Origin of the sequence: Microcoleus sp. LAD1_D5 (assembly GCF_036702115.1) — a bacterium.
Lineage (GTDB): Bacteria > Cyanobacteriota > Cyanobacteriia > Cyanobacteriales > Microcoleaceae > Microcoleus.
Window position 1 is genome coordinate 1 of sequence record NZ_JAUBSA010000070.1, and the last position, 18,191, is coordinate 18,191.

Consider the following 18,191-nt stretch of genomic DNA (forward strand, 5'->3'; position numbering starts at 1 on the left):
AAGCCCTTCAAGTGGACTTATAAGGGTAAAGTATTAGCGGTTTAGTGGGTATTCTATTTTCGCCGAGCTGTACTAGGTTTATTGCCGATCGCCAGCCGGTAGGATGAGGTAAAGCCGATCGATCGCACCAATACGCTATGAGGGCAGTGTGCACCCACAAACTACGATATTTCAAGCATTTGAGGGAGTTATAGACCAGGCTCGGCAGTCACGCCAGACAGGGCGGGTCATCAGCGTCAAGCCGATCGCATTTGCCGCATAACCGCAGCGTGAACCATCCCTAAATTGCGCGCTGCAGTTATGCGACGATGTTTTTTGAGCAGGGATTATATCTAGTGTCAGAGAATTCCAGGGGACGATCGCCTTTTGTTCACTGGTAACAAGAAAACATGGACGCCCAAGCTGCAGATAAAGCGAGTTTGGGCTTTATCTGGGCTGAAAATTTGTTTAAGTCCCGTTAGAAATAAACGCTTTTATTAATTAATTAGACGATCGCCCTTTAATAAAAACATTAAACCCTTAGCAATTGCCGAGGGTTTATTTTCAAAATCCTACAAATTTTCCGACCAAAAATATCTCGGTCTAAAGGTAGATGATATTTGTGATTAACCCAACTTAAAATTGCCAGCATCATATATTTTTTATAGCCACAAAACAAAACAGGCGCATCAAAAACGCAATCATTAGACCCAAATCCCCACTCGTTAAGCAACCTAAAACATCGATGGATTTCTCTAGAGTAAGTCTTAAAGGAGCATAACAATGTTAGATATTGATGAAATGAGTTCAAAAGAAATACAAGAACTTTTGCAGCAAGTAGGACACGGACACCTCGGCTGTGTATTTGAAGGGCATCCCTACGTTGTGCCAATGCACTATTATCTCCAAGATTCGGACATATACATTTTCACAACAGTCGGGATGAAAACGAAGTATATGGACGGCAATCCAGAAGTCTGCTTGCAAGTGGAAGAAGTCCGCGATATGGAACACTGGCGCAGCGTTGTCGTGAACGGGCGAGCAGAACGCCTTACCCAGCAGGAAGACATCGATCGCGCGATGCAATTGGTCAAAGAACACAACCCCACACTTTCACCCGCCATCAATCGCACCTGGATTGACTCGCTGGGGCGTGCGGAGACCATCGCAATCTACCGCATTCAGCCCTGGGAAATGAGCGGGCGCACGACGGAGGGAATCAGCAGTCGGTGAACGTCGAGACTCACTTGTAACCGGGTTTTTTACGAAAATACTTAATTAAGATTTTCAATCTCGGTAAAAAACCCGGTTTATGAGCGTCAGAGCGCCTCCAACACTAGAAATTACAAAAAAGTGCTGCCGGGGGAAATAGTGCCAAATATCAGCTCAAACAGCTTTGCTTGCCAAAAAATCTCTCATGTACCGATTCACTAACTGCGGCTGTTCCTGGTGTACCCAGTGGCTGCAATTGGGAAGGTACTGAATCTGAAAATCTCGCACGTAATCTGCTGTCCCATAGGTTAACTCTTTGCCGAGGGCGACATCTTTTTCTCCCCAAATCATCAGCGTGGGAACTTGTAGCACGCTCCAATTCTGGCGATCGACAAATCCGCGAGCAATATTGCGGTAATAATTGATAGTAGCAGTCAGAGCGCCCCGTTTGGCAGCCGCATCTTTGTAAGCTTCGATATCTGAGGGGCTAAAGGTGCTTTTGTCAACTGCCATACCTTCCAAAGCAGCCGAAATTGCCTGATAGTCGCCCAACTGAATTAACAACTCCGGCAAAACTGGCAACTGAAATAAAAAGATGTACCAACTTTTCAACAATTGTTGGGGAGTGCGTAGCCCTTCAGCAAACTTGGCCGGATGCGGTAGATTCATCACAATTAATTTATCCACCATTTGGGGATAAGCATAAGCAAAATTCCAGGCGATCGCACCTCCCCAGTCGTGACCCACTAAGACGCAACTTTCATACCCCAAACCCTGAATAATGCCCTTGACATCTTGCACAAATTCGGGCATCACGTAAGCAGATTGATCGTGAGGTTTGTCGCTGTCGTTGTAACCCCTGAGATCTACAGCGACGACTTTATAATCTGATGCAAATTCCGGGATTTGATGCCGCCAAGAATACCAAAATTCAGGAAATCCGTGCAGCATCAGCATCAGCGGCCCAGAACCTTGAGTGACACAGTGCAGTTTGATGCCGTTTGTAACGATAAATTCGTGTTTCCAAGCAGCTTCTAGCACAGACATATTTGATGCTTCCTTTAGCTTTCGAGACATTCTAGCAGTTCCTCTCTTTAAGAGGAACCAACTTTAGGCATATCTAGCAATTCTCCGATCACTTGTAAAATCTTCCTTGTCTCTTCATTTGTGGAACAGGCGTCCCGCCGGTGGTTCTTCGCGCCAAAAAAGCCGTAGCTTGCGGGGCGGGACACCATCGCCCGTTTCCCAAAAAGATTGCTATCTCTGTCAAAATAATAGTATAATGTCGCTGGCATCCAGACAACTGTTAAGCCAAAAATTCCTCGTTTTCGAGCGCGCGAAAATGCCGAAGCGCAAGAATTTGAGGTGTGGTGATTGTGCAAGTTCAATAATTAATATCTGGCGAGTGTACTAGGAATTAAAGGAGTTAATACTATGTCTGGCGATCGCCTGCAAAACATTGTTAACCGCTTGACAGATCGTCTAAAGCGTGACGTATTAATTGAAACATCCCTCTACGACATTCGAGAAGTTTTGCAGAGCGATCGCGCGGTGCTTTATCATTTTTACAAGCAGTGGCAAGGTCGAGTGACTTACGAGATGTTGAGTGCGATCGAACTCTCAATCTTGGGTTCAACAGGGCCAGACGAGTGTTTTAACGGCGAATACGCTGCTTTGTACGAAGCCGGCAGAGTTAGAGCAATTGCAGATATTGAAGTAGAACCAATTAACCCATGCCACCGAGATTTTCTGCGTAGCCTCAAAGTTCGCGCCAATTTAGTGGTGCCAATTTTAACGAACAAAGGACTGTGGGGGCTGTTAATTGCTCATCAGTGCAGCGGGCCCCGCATTTGGTCGCGATCGGACATTGAATTCATGCAGCAACAAGCACAATATATGGCAATGTCTCCGACAATTCAAGATAGTTAATCTTTCATCCAAAATCCCGCTTTGTGACAGTTGGGGTGCATTGTCTGTGCAATGGAAAATTACCAACTAACCAAAATATGGTGTTCTATTGTTAGGCGGAGGTTTGTAGCGACTCATAGGGCTGGATGAGAATCTCAGCGGGAATTCCTAACTCTTGATTCAGCTTCCGAATCATTTCCAGAGTCAAGGATCGTTTGCGAGATAATATCTCAGAAACTTTAACTCGACTGCCAATACATTGTTCCAAATCGCTACCAGACCATCCGCGAGCCTCCATGTAGTATTGAATGGCTGCAATTGGATCGGGTATTGCGATCGGAAAGTGTGCCTTCTCGTAAGCTTCTACTAGGGTACTGAGCACATCTAGGCGATCAGAGTCAGGTGTATTAGGAGGTGCATTAAACAGCAACTCAACCTCTCGAAGGGCATCCTGATAGTCAGTTTGGGTTCTAATTGGACGTATTTCCATATATCAATTTGTGTTTAGATTGTTTCTGCATCTACCTTGTCATACTCGGCATGAGTGCCAATAAAGCGGATAAAAATAATGCCGATGTCATAACGAATGGCAACAATCAGCCGATAGGAATTGCCTTTGATGTTAAACACAACACGATTGTTGGCAAGGATGCTGGCATTACGATGAGCGGACTTAACATCGACTGGACTCTGCCAATCGGCGTGAGACGCTTCGTAGTACCAAGTTTTTAGTGCTTCTGAGGCATCTGGATGAGTTTCCCAGAAGTTTCGCAAGGTGCTGCGGGACAAAATACGCATAGAACTTTGTGACTGGAACTCCCGAAACACGAGACAATGGAAATATCGGTTCTGCCATTCTCATAGGGCAAAGAATAACCTGCTATCTCATCATTTTACCACAGAATCTTTGTCTCTAGGAATAGTTGGTGGCAAGGAGTTTTCGGATGCTGGGGGAGCGAAACCCAAGAATGATATCTTGAGGAGACACGCCACGTTGAATCAGTTCTCGATCGATGTAGATTTCGGTACTGTTGTGTTGAATCCAGATTTGATTTTCGATGATATCAAGCTGCATGGCACACCCATAGATGCGATATTCGTCGCGCCATTCGTTGTGCATAACGAGGTATCGATCGCGGGCGATATCGAATATTAGCTGAGCATTTGCGTCATTTTTAGAAAAGTCTTCGAGAAAGTCACAAACAATTTTGCGGTATTCGTTTAGTCTATCCATTGGTCGATCGCCTCACGAGTTGGATTGTAAATAATTAGTCGGATTTCATAACGTTCAATGACAGTTTTTGCAGGTTCAAATCTGAGAAACATTTGGTAGGTATCGGTGGGCACTGCCAGATACAGGACACGTTCTGGTTCGCTAGAGACTTGGATGGCAATGCGATAGTTGAGGAACTGACCGAGGGCGGTGTGGAATTCAGAAATGGTGGAGCCACCTGCGAAACTTTTGACTTCTACAGCTATTTTACGTCCTTCTTTTTCAGCGGCGATCGCTTCTTCGGCTGCAAGATCGATGTAGACATCAGCAAAACCATAGCGTAACTGGTAGGGATCGTGGGTAATCTTCCAGCCATCTTTTTGTAGGGCGATTTTGACTGTATTGTGGAAGAGAGCCTTTGCCATTTTTAGATTGTACCCAAGGATTGACATTGGGCACTATTAGTACATATTATACCAGAATTTTACGCACGAATAACTGTAACCGATTGCCCCCTTAGAGTAGTATTAATTTCAGTTGTAAGGTGCGTCAGATATTGTAACTCTCAATAATCGTTATAAAAGCTCACCTGACGCACCCTACAATTGGATTTTAGTATGCCAATTGCATAATAATTCCTGTTAGTATTAACTAACGGCTACAGCCTCCCCTAAAGGATGCTGCTGCAAAACCGCTTGCAAATACTTCCCAGTATAAGACCTCTGATTTGCCGCCACATCCTCCGGCGTCCCCGCCACAATAATCTCGCCCCCCTTATCTCCCCCTTCAGGCCCCAAATCGATCGCCCAATCGCAACACCGAATCACATCTAAATTGTGTTCGATTACCAAAATTGAATTACCCTTATCCACCAATCTTTGCAGCACATTTAACAAGTGGTGAACATCATAAAACGACAAACCAGTCGTCGGTTCATCGATTAAATAAAGCGTCTTCCCAGTAGCGCGGCGCGACAGTTCCGTTGCCAATTTTACCCGCTGCGCTTCGCCCCCAGAAAGCGTCGGCGCCGGCTGTCCCAACTGAATGTAACCCAAACCAACATCAACCAAAGTTTGCAGTCTGGCGCCCGCCCTGGGAATATTTTTAAACATCTCCAAAGATTCCTCTACGGTCATGTTCAAAACATCAGAAATCGACTTGCCTTTGTACTTAACTTGCAGCGTTTCTCGGTTGTAGCGCGCACCCTTGCAAACCTCGCACTGCACGTAAACATCCGGCAGAAAATTCATCGAAATCACGTTCACACCTTGGCCACCGCAAGCTTCGCACCTTCCTCCTTTGACGTTAAAAGAAAACTGCCCTGCTTTGTAACCTCTGGCTTTCGCTTCAATGCTTTCGGCAAACAAATCGCGAATCACATCAAAGACTCCCGTGTAAGTAGCGGGATTAGAGCGCGGAGTACGACCGATGGGAGATTGGTCAATTACAATTACCTTATCAACCACATCCTCTAGAGAGCGTTCCCCCTTCGTTTTGAGGGCGTCCATATCGGGTGGCAAAGGCACTTTTTTGGTGATATAGTGTTGCAGCGACGGGTACAGCAATTCATTGATTAAAGTGGATTTTCCTGAACCGGAAACCCCCGTCACGCAGACGAGTTTTCCCAGCGGAATTTCCACATCAATATTTTTTAAATTGTTGCGCCTCGCATTTGTAATTGAAAGAGCTTTGCCGTTGCCTTTTCTCCTTTCATTAGGGGTTTCAATTACTCGCTTTCCAGACAAATAAGCCCCGGTCAAAGATTCCTCTGCCGTTAGCAAATTTTCTAAACTTCCTTGCGATATAATTTTGCCACCGTGAACGCCAGCGCCGGGCCCGATATCGACAATGTGATCGGCCGCTCGCATGGTTTCTTCATCGTGTTCTACGACAATCAAAGTATTGCCTAAATCGCGCAATTTTGTTAAGGTTTGCAGTAGGCGAAAGTTGTCTCTTTGGTGCAGTCCGATGCTCGGTTCGTCCAAAACGTAGAGAACACCAGTCAAACCAGAACCGATTTGAGTCGCCAGCCGAATTCGCTGGGCTTCTCCGCCAGAAAGCGTCATTGCTGCGCGGTCTAAAGTCAGGTAATCTAACCCGACATCGAGCAAAAATTGCAGCCTTGCTTTGATTTCTCTCAGGGCTAAATCGGATATTTGGAATTGCCGATCGCTCAATCCCAAATTATTTACTCGTTCGCGGCATTCACGAATTGAAATACTGGTTAAATCCACAATTCCGTACTGTCCCAACCGCACCGAAAGCGCCTCGGGTTTCAAACGTTTGCCGTGACAAACCTCGCAAGAGCGATCGACCCGATACTGTTCCAACTTCTGCTTGATCAAATCAGAACCAGTATCGTCGTACTGGCGCTGCAACATGGAAATTACGCCATTAAAATCTCTCCTCAAATCAGTGCTGCCGTCGCGCTTTTTACTTTCTGCGGTGCGCTTTTGCTCATTGCCGTACAAAATTACCCGCTGATGTTCGGGTTTTAATCGATACCAAGGAGTGTCGATATCAAACCCGCAAGTATCAGCAATACTGCAAAGCAAAGAGAGATAATAGGAATTATCTTTGTCTGACCAAGGCGCGATCGCACAATAAAGAGGCGCTTTCTCGTCGGGAACTACCAACTCCGGCGCAAAAGTCCGCAAACTCCCCAAACCGTGGCAGTTTTGGCACGCGCCATACGGCGAATTAAAAGAAAATAACCTGGGTGAAAGTTCCTCCATTACTGCGCCGTGTTCGGGACAAGCAAAGTTTTCAGAAAATACGATCGGCCCCTGTGGTTCGGAATTTTCATCACTCGGTAACTCTTCAATTATCGCAATCCCCTCAGAATGGCGCAAACAAGTTGCCAGAGAATCAACTAAACGTTCTTCTAAACCGGGTTTTTTAATTAACCGATCGACAACTATCTCGATATTGTGCGTATGATTTTTATCTAATTCGATATTTTCCGAAAGTTCTAAAATTTCTCCGTTAACTTTGACGCGAATAAATCCTTCTGCAGCTAAACTCGACAATAATTTGCGGTGAGTGCCTTTTTTTCCGCGCACAACTGGTGCCAGAAGGTGAAAGCGAGTGCCGTCTGGAAGTGCCATGACTCGATCGCACATTTCATCAATTGTCTGCGGCGCAATGCAGCGATCGCAAATCGGACAGTGCGGTTCGCCGGCTCTGCCGTAGAGCAATCTGAGATAATCGTAAATTTCTGTAACAGTGCCAACAGTCGATCGCGGGTTATGAGAAGTTGACTTTTGGTCGATCGAAATAGCCGGACTCAAGCCTTCGATGGCGTCCACATCGGGTTTGTCCAACTGTCCCAAAAACTGGCGCGCGTAGGCGCTGAGAGACTCCACGTAGCGGCGCTGTCCCTCGGCAAAAATTGTATCGAAAGCCAGGGAAGACTTACCAGAACCGGAGACGCCAGTAAAAACGATCAGTCGATCGCGCGGCAGTTCTAGATCGATATTTTTCAGGTTGTGCTGTCTCGCACCGCGAACCCGAATCGTATTTTGGTTGTTAGAGTGAGCATTCGTCACATTATGCCCGTTGCGGGATGCACTTGGCTGGCTGTTTGAGGTTTCGGCGCGTTGGGACATGAGAGTAGTGCAAAACAGTGCTTAACCATCTTAGCGCTGCAGATCGAATAGCTGGCATCCAAACTCAAGAATATCAAAGAATTGTCAAATAAGTTTCCGTCGGCCCGTCGGGCAAAACTTTCAATCTTTGATGCTTCAAATCCACTTCAATTCCCAGCGCTTCCATGGGAATCACGCCTAAAAGTGGCGTTTTCCCCTCCGGCAATTCCAAACACTCAAAAGTCCCTTCGCGCCCGCACAGAGAAATCGAAGCATCCCGAAAAATCCTCGCCTCACTAATACCGGTGGCTGTTTCCACAACTACTTGCTTGAGGATTTTCAAACCCAGTCTGGCAATGACATCTTTAGGCAAACACAAAGTTGTCGCGCCCGTATCCACCAAAACATTTTCTAGAGTAACAGACCTGACTTGCTCGATTGGAATCAGACCATCTTCTGCTTTAGCTTCATCAATCCGATTCGTAATTACTAGGGTTGTGATAACTTTTCCCATTGGGGTTGCCGTAGTTGTTTCCATTACGTTCAAATTATCATAAATTGCTGCTTTAATTATAGCGCACATATTTCCACAGATTGTAGGGCGATGCACTCCCCATTCTGCACCGCCACCTAACGAATAGCTCTGCCTCAATTATCAAATTATTGCACGCCAATCAACTTGTGAGTTTGCAAAGATAGCCTGTAACTCGGATTTTGTTTCAACAATTCCAAAATAATGGGAATCGCTGAATCTTTAGAGTTCCATTCTGGTTGCAAGAAAACCGGAATATTCACATTGTTTTCCAAATGCTTGTGATAAAATTCAACTTCTTCGCCAGTGCTAATCACCAACTTAATTTCATTAGCTCTAGTCCAAAAAAGCTCTTGCACCGGATATTTAGGATTGACGTGTTCCTTCGGAGAAAGAGTAATCCAAGCCTGCGGGGAAACATCCTGCCAGCAAGCGCCCGAAGTTTCAATACTCACCTGCTTGTCAGCTTGTAACAAAGCTTCAACTAACTCAGGTAAATCGCGGTGAATGAAAGGTTCGCCGCCAGTAATGACCACCCTCGGAGACTGCAATTGAGCGAGCAATTGTGCGATCGACTGCGGCACAGACGGCAAACCTTTGCCCCCATTGGCATAACCGGTGTCGCACCAAGGACACCGCACAGGGCAACCGGCCAATCTAATAAAATCAACTAAAGTCCCCGTCCAGTAACCTTCGCCTTGAACAGTACACTGAAAAGTTTCGTGAATTGGTAATTTGACCTGTAAGTTAGACACCCGAAGTTACGCCTCTGATTAACTAAAAAATACATCATTCTGTAGAGTGCACCCAGCGCACCTTAGTCTATACTTTTGAGTTTCTAGGGTGCGCCCAGCCCACCTTGGTCTGTATATAAAACTAACTTGTATATTCTTGAATAATTAGCAGTTTGTGGCAATTTAAAAATGCACCGCAAACCGCAAACAACTCTTTAATTATGCTGTTCAGGTTCCATCATAGTAGCCCAACGGCGTTTCAGAGCCAAAGTCAGTCCGTCAGCAATGGGGACAACACTGAGAGTAACTCTGGGATCGTTACGCAATTTGTCGTTAAAAGTACGAATGGCGGTGGTGCTTTCGTCTTGTACTTGAGGATCAGCAACTCGTCCTGACCACAGAACATTGTCAATTACAATTAAACCGCCATTGCGTACAAGTTGCAGCGATCGCTCAAAATAAGCCTCATAATTTTCTTTATCGGCGTCGATGAAGGCAAAATCAAAGGTTCCAGCTTGTCCCTCGGCTATTAGTTTGTCGAGAGTATTTATTGCTGGGCCCAACTGCAAAGAAATCTTATTAGCAACGCCCGCAGCTTCCCAATAGCGTCGTGCGATCGCAGTATATTCCTCGCTGACATCGCAGGCAATAATTTGACCGTTAGGAGGCAGTGCTAAAGCTACGCACAGCGCGCTATAACCAGTAAAAACGCCAATTTCTAAGGTTTTGGTCGCTCCCATAAGCTGCACCATGAGCTCCATAAACTGACCTTGTTCGGGAGCAATCTGCATCATACCCATAGGATGCTTAGCAGTTTCTTCCCGTAGTGAAGCGAGAATATCGGGTTCCCGCAGAGAAATAGATAACAGATAATCGTAAAGTTGATTTTCTAAGCCAAGAGTTGAGTTCGCCATAGGTTTGTCCTTGCTGCTGACTTTTGATTGGAGATTGTAGACGCGCCGTTAATGGGAATCGGAGACTGTAGAGTTAATTTTGGCACCTATTTTGCTGTGGCTGATGACAGGTTGCAGTAGCAGTGTCTCGGTTAAAGAGAGGGAACTTGCAAAACGCGCGATCTACTTCCAAATCAGTTTATCTCAGCTACAGGTGATTTAGCAGCTCTGGAAAATAAAAATCGATAGAGGGGAGCGTTTTGAGATTCCTGCTTTTCTAGCACCGCGTAACGCCGTTAGTGATACCAGTTCAAAAAATGAATGCAACTGTATACAATCTGCAAACCCATACATAATCAGCCATTCCCCATCTCAAATCTCAAATATCAAATGGTATGAGTAGGGGAGAATGTGACTTCATCCTGATTACTAACTAGATGAACTGCGAAAAACATAAGTATGTCATTGCCAGTGAAATGAAGCAATCCCAGAGGTTGTGATTCGTTTACATTTTGTTACATTGTCAAGTTTGTTTGTGCCACTCTACTTAATCGCCACTGAGTAATTATTGAGGGCTTAGGCACTCCCAAACAAACCAACCGTTTCCTTTAACTATTATGGATGGGTTCAAGCCCGTGTATGTTCATGGAACAAACCAGGCGTCTGGAAACCCTTGTCTCCCGGAGTATGACTAATCACTAATAAACTGGGTTCAAGAGGACGATTTCTTAACTGTCACACCTTATGAATCCATACCTAAACAATCTATCCCAAATCTCAACTACCTTCCACGATTGAGGTAGAGCAAGTATTTGTGGGAAAAAACAGGTTTATCGCAACCCTTTTCCAGCACTTTTACTCATAACTAATGAACCGGGATTAATAGGACGCTCACTTAACTGTCACAGTTTATTACTCCAGACCTAAACCACCTACCCACAATCAAAACAACATTCTACCAAGGCGATCGCTATGTATTACACTTTCGCAGGTTTTGGTGCCGTCACAGGCATATTTTTGCTGCTAGTTTTTGCTATTTTGCAATGGCTGCACGTCTCCGCCGGCAGTTTTATTGATTGGGTAATTGCCATTGCTATTTTTGAATGGCTGTTGCTGATAGTTACAGTTCCCTGGAATATCCATTTTGAAGCTAAAGAAGTTTTAGCGCAAGCCGCAGAATCGACTAAAAAAAACATTGCTGTCGATCAGGAACAAGTCAAATACGTTACTGTATTAGTTAGCCGATCGCTCTTTGTGGCGATCGCACTTCACCTGTTTAGCGCGATCGCACTTTACGCCCTAGCCGCCGCCGGAATTAGTGCTATTGGCTATCTCAGTTCCGCTGCTGCACTGCTGTTAACTGTACTGCGTCCAGCTATCCGAGGTTATCAGTATTTAGCCCAGCGGCTGACAACTATCCGTAGCCAATTTTTGTACCCCCGCGAAGATATTGTCGAACTCCGCAGCCGCTTTGCAAAGTTAGAATCTACAGTTATAGATTTGACCAATCAATTAAGTTCAGACAATCCGAATTCGTGGGTGGCTGTCCAAAATCGGGAACGAGAAGCTATCAGAAGAGAATTAACTACTGTATCCGCATCTCTACAATCTTTGCAAGCGACAAATCAGGCAGAACACACTAAACTCAGAAGAGATGCAGAAAGTGCGATCGCCCAACTCACCGATGACGGACAATTTCTCAACCACGTCCGCGAAATCATCCGCTTCTATAAAGAAGCATAAAAGAAGTCATTAGTGATTAGTCATTAGTGATTAGCCATTAGTCATTAGTGATTAGTCATTAGTCCTTCTCCCCATTACCACTTCTCAACTTGCAATTTCCTATTATCTACCTTTAGATAGATGTCAAATCCTCGCCCCTCCTAAAATCCTTAAGGAAGAGGGAATTTTATCAGTCTTGAGGAAGACTCAATAAATGTATTTTTAATATAGTAAGCGCCCTGACGGTTAGGACGTTTTTAATGCTGAAACCCTTGCACAAGATTGCTTTTTCCTTCTCTCCTAGATAACTAAAACCTTATTCTTTCTTGCTTCTTCCTTCAATATCTGCTATAACCGCAACTTCTCGCAAACTATAACCAAAGATAGTTTGTTAATGAGTTAGCTTACACTTAATATTTAAACATAAGCCAAAGACCTTTTTGAAAAGATAACCCAGGAATAAATCATGACTAATCGCCAACCAATACCCCCCAAAGAAGAAGTTAGCAAATCAACACCGGCCGACGAACAAATCGAAGGCAATATGGAAGCCCCCCACTACGACAGGGGCATTACTCCTGCTGAGACAGCAGCGCGGCAAGACCGGGAAGGCGCTAATTTCATGCACACAACCACCGAAGGGAAGCAGAAAAGTGCAAAAACTGATGACCAAACCGATGACGAAAGCATTCACACTACAGATGGTTATACAGTAGACAAAGAAGGTCTGGTTAACAATTACGCGATCGAACCGGAAATGTACATCAACGAACCGGGCGATTTGAGAGCAAAAGAAGAAGCCGAAGCCCAAGAACGCGCTCGAATTCTCGCAGAAGTCAAAGATAAAAAAGGCGAGGAAGGAAAACTGACCACGGAAGCAGACACCCGTGGCAAAGGGCCGGGCATTATCTAGATTGTGTGGTTGGTAGTTGCGTTTCAGCGCGCGAAATTGCAACTGCGAAGCAAAGGGGCGGGTTTTTATAGTTCCGGCAGTTATCGATGGATATTTCCGGTAAAACTCGCCTCTATTTTTTTTTGCACCTCTGTTTTTTGAGTTGAGAGGTTACATTGTACATCTCTCAATTACCGTATCAATCGGCAAGTTTTCAGACCCAGCTCAAAAAAGCCTTAAAATTCCTCAAGCTTTAACATTTTCCCTCAGCCAATTAAACTTAGCCTCAGCTAGCGCCAAATTTTCCAGGACGTTAGGATTGATATCCTCTCGTTCAAATTCTGGTTGATCTAATTCAATATTGCGACCGTATTCTATATGTCTGATCGTACCGCGCATCCTGTCTGCCAGACACAATGAAATTCCATAATAAAACCGCGAAGCAAAGCCCATATCTTGTTGAAGTTTGATTACTAACTGCCGCCTAGGAATTGCTAGCAAGTGAGTTTCTTCGATCGCCTTCACCGTTGCCAAAGGAGGACGAGCGTCAATGAAAGAGACTTCTCCCACCAATTCTCCAGTGGCTATTTTAGCGAGTTCTCTAGTCCGCTCAGCCTCGATCAAAACGCTCAAACTTCCATCTAAAACAATGTAGAGCGCATCTATCTGTCTCCCTTCATGGATCAAAATCCCGCCCGGATCTAGAACTTCCTTTTTGCCTTTTTGGACGATCCAGTTGATATCGTCATTATTTAACTGGCTCAAAATAAAAAGTGCTTTTTTTCTGCTGCTGTCGGCCATAAGTTTTAGCTCTTGATCGCTTCTTCTTTATATAAAATTCAGAGGGCGCGCGATCGCAACTTCTTCCGAAGCAGTCCTCGCTTAATACAGTTTTTTTTATCTTCCCTAACTTCTTGGCAAAACCCCTATCGGGCAGGCTTTGCCAATAGCAGATGAATCACGCTGAATCATGATCTCTCAATACTAGCATTTGTTAAACAATCTTTTTTAACTCGATCGACCTCAAAAAACTCGTGTAAAATTCGCGTCTCAAAAGCAATTGGGTTCACCCGCCCAGCTTTGCTGCGGGATGGGGCGCGGCAGACAATGCTCCGCGCCCAGTCTTGCTCACTAAATCGATCGCAAATCAGGATAGCCCGCCAACATATCGTCAGCAGTCAGAGTGTCCCCGTTCGCTTGAGGAGTCCACAGCACCTCAACCGCCAGCAACTGCTCGCTCGATACTCCCCCAATCTGACGCAAAGCTTGGCGCAAATCTTCAGAGTTTTTCACTGCTGGCAATTGCAATTTACCTTGAGTACCGACAATCACCGTCACCACAATAAATTCCCCGGGATCTGAATTCAAATCAGAAGCAACCAGCGCACCATCTTCCTGCAAACCTGGCAGGATATTGCTGCTGCCTGCTTGCCGGAGCTGATTGTTATAATTCGAGAGCGTTTCTTCAGTAAATTTACTGCGTTCTGCCAAAGAAAATTGGTTAAATTTAGCTTCGGCTGCTTCCAAGCGAGTTTGCACAGATTCAGCGCCCGCGTAAACCCAGTATTCAGGATGCCGCAGCAGCGCCAGAGTAGATTCTTGCACCACTTGAGCGCGACCGGCCGCTGTATCGGTATCCGCTTTGCGGGCTAGAGTGTCGAGTTCGGCTTGCAAACCGCGGGCCTCTGCTAGCAAACCAACTTGCAAGCGGCCGACAGATACGGTGGTAGTGGGGGCGCTGTTGCCGAGTTCGTCAGTTGATCCCCCAGCGCGGCGGAAGCTTTGGACAAGGAAATTAGCGATCGAAATAAAAATCAAAATCGAGAACAGGCCGCCAAACCCGCCCCCAAAGCCAAAAAACGGCAGCAAGAACGGGAAACCGAAGCCACCTCCGAAGCCACGGCCCGGATAGTAGCCCCCTCCCGACGGCGCGTAAGTGCGACTAGGAGACGAGTAACTGCGCGCCGGAGCTCTAAAAGAGCCGCCGCCGATGCGTCCTCCGCTGCGGGCCGCCAGAGCTCCGTCAGCGTTACCGAGGGCTAGCGTCAGTACCAGACCGATCGCAAATAGTGATTTCAAAAGCGGTTTCATCTTTGAAATTAGTTGCTTGTACATAAGACCGTTACTATTCGATACATTTATAATTTACAGTCTATCCTCGCTTCTGGGCAGCCTGGTTATAGGTATGAAGCCAGCGAGATATCCGTACCAACCGATCCCACAAGCAGCGTTAGGGCTGAGTCTGGGAACGGGAAAGGCTAGAAATGACTTGCATTCCTGACTACGAACCATGGACATCGCGGGTTTTACAGAAGTTTACTTAAGTCCAGGGCGATCGGCCAACAATAAGCTCTAGACTTTTAAAGAAGCGCCACGAGTCCTAGAAAACAGGGCTTTATCTACCGTAAAAAAAACATTATGTTTCCAACTCACCGCCCCCGCCGCCTCCGCAACCATCCCCAACTCCGCCGGATGGTACGCGAAAATATCTTGACAACCAGCGATTTAATTTACCCCCTATTTGCCGTACCGGGGGAAGCTTTTGCTAAAGAAGTCACATCAATGCCGGGAGTTTACCAGCTATCGGTAGACAAAATAGTAGAAGAAGCAAAAGAAGTCTACGACCTCGGCATTCCCGCTATTATTTTATTCGGCATTCCGGCAGATAAAGACACAGATGCTACCGGTGCTTGGCACGACTGTGGCATCGTCCAAAAAGCGACGGAAGCAGTGAAAAAAGCCGTACCAGATTTAATCGTCATGGTCGATACTTGTCTGTGCGAATATACCAGTCACGGTCACTGCGGCTATTTGGAAGTCGGAGATTTAAGCGGCCGCGTCTTGAACGATCCGACACTAGAATTGCTCAAGAAAACCGCCGTTGCTCAAGCTAAAGCAGGTGCAGATATTATCGCACCTTCGGGAATGATGGACGGTTTTGTCGGAGCAATTCGCGAAGGATTGGACAGTGCTGGATTTGAAGATATTCCCATCATGTCTTACGCGGCAAAATACGCCTCAGCTTATTATGGCCCGTTCCGAGATGCTGCAGATTCTGCTCCGCAATTTGGCGATCGGCGCACCTATCAAATGGACCCCGGAAACGGGCGCGAAGCTCTGAAAGAAATTGCTCTCGACATTGCCGAAGGCGCAGATATGCTCATGGTTAAACCCGCTTTAGCTTACATGGACATCATCTGGCGCGTGAAGGAAGCAACTAATCTGCCAGTCGCCGCTTACAACGTTTCTGGGGAATATGCGATGGTGAAAGCCGCCGCCCTCAACGGTTGGATAGACGAAGAAAGAGTAGTGATGGAAACTTTGACAGGATTCAAGCGTGCTGGTTGTGATTTGATTTTGACTTATCACGCCAAAGACGCCGCCCGCTGGCTGCAAAACTGATTCACTCGATTTGAGAGGTGAGATTTGACTCCACAGCAAAATCTTCGGGTGTTTTCGTGGAGTCAATACCTCTCTCGATAGGTGATTTTTGAGCAATTAGGCAAGACACTAGCTATAGCTTACGCTTACCGATAAACGACGCCTCGAAACCGGGTTTTTATAGTTTCGGTGGGCTGTAACGAAATAGACGTGAGAAAAAACCCGGTTTCTGTGTAGACAAACTCCAAACTCCAAAAAGATCAGTCATTCTCATCTAAAATCTCAAATCTCACATCTCAAATGGTATGAGTTATAAGTTGGTAATTTTGACTCAAAGACTTTTTTAAAAAAATTACCCCAAAAAGTATTAATAATCACCGAAATTAGTTAGAAAATATGTATAACTAAAAATAGTTTTGTAAATTGGGAATTAAATCATTGATTGTTCTCAAGCAAAATCAACTTTCACTCCTGTAAAACAGTAAAAGTAACACACTTTAGATACAACTTGAAGGCAGATTGAGCATGACATCAACGACTAGGGATTCCAGTCACATTCAATTTTGTATAGGTCGCGATCGCGCCGACATCGCACAGATCCAAGAACTATTTAAAGCCGCCGCCTTTTGGGCGAGGGCACGCAAGATAGAAGATTGGGAAATTGCGATCGCCAACAGCGAACCAGTTGTTACGGTTTGGGACGGCTCACGGGCGATCGGCTTTGCCAGAGCCACCTCAGATGGGATCTATCGAGCCACCATCTGGGATGTCGCCATTCACCCGGATTACCAAGGTGCAGGACTCGGCCGCAAATTAGTGCAAACCGTCTTGAGTCACCCTCGAATGTGCCGAGTAGAGCGAGTTTACCTGATGACAACTTACAAACAAAGCTTCTATGAGCGCATCGGTTTTCAGCAAAACGCTAGCACCACCATGGTACTTGAAAATCAGCTTCTCGAAGAGAATCTCGAATTAGAAATTAGCAACGGCGAATTGCTAACTGCTAATTGTTAAATAATCACCCGATTGGCATCAAAATCTATAATATGTAGGGTGCGGAAGGGCGCACCTTACTCCCTATAAATAATTTCCTTCTTTCATCTTCCATTTTCCCGACCTCCGTTAAATCCGTTGCCTTATTCCCGACCTGCGTTACATCCCGTAGATTGCTCGTGGCCGAACTTCCTTCATCACAAAGTTGCCAAAGGAATAGAACACTGAGTCCGGTTAAAATTGCACTCTTCGGACTCAGAAGGCACGGCCAGAACCTCCAACTTTCCGCTCATCAAACTTAAAAGAGTCTGATTCATCAATAACCTCATTCCAGAAGACACCTGAGAATTATCACTGTTCTTAGTAGCATCACACTCCAAATCGTGCTTCAGCAAATCCCAAGACTCGCTCCAAGCACTCACTGAACGCTGATCGTCCACCCAAATGTGAACGCATCCAGATTCCGGCGAAGCATGGGCAGAAACAGAAATACTTCCCTCTTCCATCTGAGCAACAGCAGTATCTACTAAATTGACTAAAACTTGCCTAAACCTCGGCAAATCGACCAATACATAAATTCCCGGATCTGGCGGCAATATCTCCAAACGAATGCCGCGATTAGCAGCTTGCAAGTAAGTTAAATCATCAACCTCGTCAAAAACCTTAGCTAACTGAATCGGCTCAATATCCATCCTGTCAGTGCCGTGTTCAGTTTTAGCAACCGAGATAATTTCATCTATTAATTTCACCAGCTTGAGTGCCGCGACGTGAGCTTGCTCGACAAACTCTCGTTCCTCAGCAGGATCGTCGCACAAATCCGAGAGAATTAATTGCAGCGTACCAATCATAGTGCTCAGGGGCGATCGCAACTCGTGAGAAGTTCGAGCCAAAAAACCCGCCTTAAATTGGCTCATCTCCGATGCCATCTGATAAGCCAATTGAGTTTGCTTAAGTTGGTCGGAAAGGGCATCAAACTTCTCTAAGTGAATTTCTTGAGGAGGAGGTGGCACTTTGGGTGCAGGTTCGGGCTGTTGCAAGCTTTTTTGCCGCCGACGCCAAATCAAACTGCTTCCCAAACCCAGCCCCAGTCCCATACCTAAATATATCAAGTCGCTCCAGCCGATCGGCGCCATATTGCTTTGCCT

General features: G+C 45.7%; 19 protein-coding genes. 6 read left to right on the top strand and 13 right to left on the bottom strand.

Translation table 11 applies throughout. The annotated features are described in order from the left end of the window. Positions 1-762 precede the first annotated feature (762 nt). Positions 763-1,212 (top strand): pyridoxamine 5'-phosphate oxidase family protein, encoded by a 450-nt coding sequence (locus QUA70_RS22950; protein ID WP_333335855.1) that lies wholly within the window; start codon positions 763-765, stop codon positions 1,210-1,212. Between the two features lie 153 nt (positions 1,213-1,365). On the opposite strand, the gene QUA70_RS22955 is transcribed toward QUA70_RS22950, so the two are convergent. After that, positions 1,366-2,268 (bottom strand): alpha/beta hydrolase, encoded by a 903-nt coding sequence (locus QUA70_RS22955; protein ID WP_333350131.1) that lies wholly within the window; start codon positions 2,266-2,268, stop codon positions 1,366-1,368. 17 nt (positions 2,269-2,285) lie between these two features. Next, entirely contained in the window at positions 2,286-2,486 is a 201-nt protein-coding gene (locus QUA70_RS22960) for a hypothetical protein (protein WP_333350133.1), read from the bottom strand. Positions 2,487-2,625: 139 nt separating this feature from the next. Between QUA70_RS22960 and QUA70_RS22965 the strand changes: the two genes are divergently transcribed. Beyond that, positions 2,626-3,120 (top strand): GAF domain-containing protein, encoded by a 495-nt coding sequence (locus tag QUA70_RS22965; RefSeq protein WP_333350134.1) that lies wholly within the window; start codon positions 2,626-2,628, stop codon positions 3,118-3,120. A gap of 91 nt (positions 3,121-3,211) precedes the next feature. Here the strand turns inward: QUA70_RS22965 and QUA70_RS22970 are convergent, their stop codons facing one another. From QUA70_RS22970 to QUA70_RS23005, 8 genes are all read right to left on the bottom strand, one after another. Continuing rightward, positions 3,212-3,589, bottom strand: a complete 378-nt coding sequence (locus QUA70_RS22970) for a transcriptional regulator (protein ID WP_333335864.1) — start codon at positions 3,587-3,589, stop codon at positions 3,212-3,214. Between the two features lie 14 nt (positions 3,590-3,603). After that, positions 3,604-3,897 (bottom strand): type II toxin-antitoxin system HigB family toxin, encoded by a 294-nt coding sequence (locus QUA70_RS22975; protein WP_333335866.1) that lies wholly within the window; start codon positions 3,895-3,897, stop codon positions 3,604-3,606. A gap of 115 nt (positions 3,898-4,012) precedes the next feature. Further along, positions 4,013-4,333 (bottom strand): XisI protein, encoded by a 321-nt coding sequence (locus QUA70_RS22980; protein WP_333314839.1) that lies wholly within the window; start codon positions 4,331-4,333, stop codon positions 4,013-4,015. Continuing rightward, a complete protein-coding gene (locus QUA70_RS22985) occupies positions 4,321-4,737 on the bottom strand; it encodes a XisH family protein (protein WP_333350136.1) in 417 nt (138 codons plus the stop codon). Before QUA70_RS22985 ends, QUA70_RS22980 begins: the two co-directional genes overlap by 13 nt. A 222-nt stretch (positions 4,738-4,959) precedes the next feature. Continuing rightward, positions 4,960-7,920: an excinuclease ABC subunit UvrA gene (gene uvrA, locus QUA70_RS22990; RefSeq protein WP_333350138.1), complete on the bottom strand. Its 2,961-nt coding sequence runs from the start codon at positions 7,918-7,920 to the stop codon at positions 4,960-4,962. 73 nt (positions 7,921-7,993) lie between these two features. Then, entirely contained in the window at positions 7,994-8,437 is a 444-nt protein-coding gene (locus QUA70_RS22995; protein ID WP_333350159.1) for a retroviral-like aspartic protease family protein, read from the bottom strand. A gap of 122 nt (positions 8,438-8,559) precedes the next feature. Continuing rightward, complete coding sequence (locus QUA70_RS23000) at positions 8,560-9,186, bottom strand: 7-carboxy-7-deazaguanine synthase QueE (RefSeq protein WP_333335874.1); 627 nt, start codon at positions 9,184-9,186, stop codon at positions 8,560-8,562. 194 nt (positions 9,187-9,380) lie between these two features. Then, complete coding sequence (locus QUA70_RS23005) at positions 9,381-10,079, bottom strand: class I SAM-dependent methyltransferase (RefSeq protein WP_333335877.1); 699 nt, start codon at positions 10,077-10,079, stop codon at positions 9,381-9,383. Between the two features lie 951 nt (positions 10,080-11,030). Between QUA70_RS23005 and QUA70_RS23010 the strand changes: the two genes are divergently transcribed. Both QUA70_RS23010 and QUA70_RS23015 read left to right on the top strand, forming a co-directional pair. Next, positions 11,031-11,801 carry a hypothetical protein gene (locus QUA70_RS23010; protein ID WP_333350140.1) on the top strand — a complete coding sequence of 257 codons (771 nt, stop codon included), beginning with the start codon at positions 11,031-11,033 and terminating at the stop codon, positions 11,799-11,801. Positions 11,802-12,246: 445 nt separating this feature from the next. Then, positions 12,247-12,693: a hypothetical protein gene (locus QUA70_RS23015; RefSeq protein WP_333329800.1), complete on the top strand. Its 447-nt coding sequence runs from the start codon at positions 12,247-12,249 to the stop codon at positions 12,691-12,693. Positions 12,694-12,918: 225 nt separating this feature from the next. Here the strand turns inward: QUA70_RS23015 and QUA70_RS23020 are convergent, their stop codons facing one another. Then, positions 12,919-13,473, bottom strand: coding sequence for a cyclic nucleotide-binding domain-containing protein (locus tag QUA70_RS23020; protein WP_333350142.1), 555 nt, complete (start codon positions 13,471-13,473; stop codon positions 12,919-12,921). Between the two features lie 330 nt (positions 13,474-13,803). Further along, positions 13,804-14,787 (bottom strand): DUF1517 domain-containing protein, encoded by a 984-nt coding sequence (locus QUA70_RS23025; protein ID WP_333329793.1) that lies wholly within the window; start codon positions 14,785-14,787, stop codon positions 13,804-13,806. Positions 14,788-15,090: 303 nt separating this feature from the next. Between QUA70_RS23025 and hemB the strand changes: the two genes are divergently transcribed. Together hemB and QUA70_RS23035 are read left to right on the top strand one after the other, a co-directional pair. Next, positions 15,091-16,074, top strand: a complete 984-nt coding sequence (gene hemB, locus QUA70_RS23030) for a porphobilinogen synthase (RefSeq protein WP_333324442.1) — start codon at positions 15,091-15,093, stop codon at positions 16,072-16,074. Between the two features lie 504 nt (positions 16,075-16,578). Next, positions 16,579-17,067 carry a GNAT family N-acetyltransferase gene (locus tag QUA70_RS23035; protein WP_333350144.1) on the top strand — a complete coding sequence of 163 codons (489 nt, stop codon included), beginning with the start codon at positions 16,579-16,581 and terminating at the stop codon, positions 17,065-17,067. A 176-nt stretch (positions 17,068-17,243) separates the two neighbouring features. On the opposite strand, the gene QUA70_RS23040 is transcribed toward QUA70_RS23035, so the two are convergent. Continuing rightward, positions 17,244-18,179 (bottom strand): HAMP domain-containing sensor histidine kinase, encoded by a 936-nt coding sequence (locus QUA70_RS23040; protein ID WP_333329787.1) that lies wholly within the window; start codon positions 18,177-18,179, stop codon positions 17,244-17,246. Between the last annotated feature and the right edge of the window lie 12 nt (positions 18,180-18,191).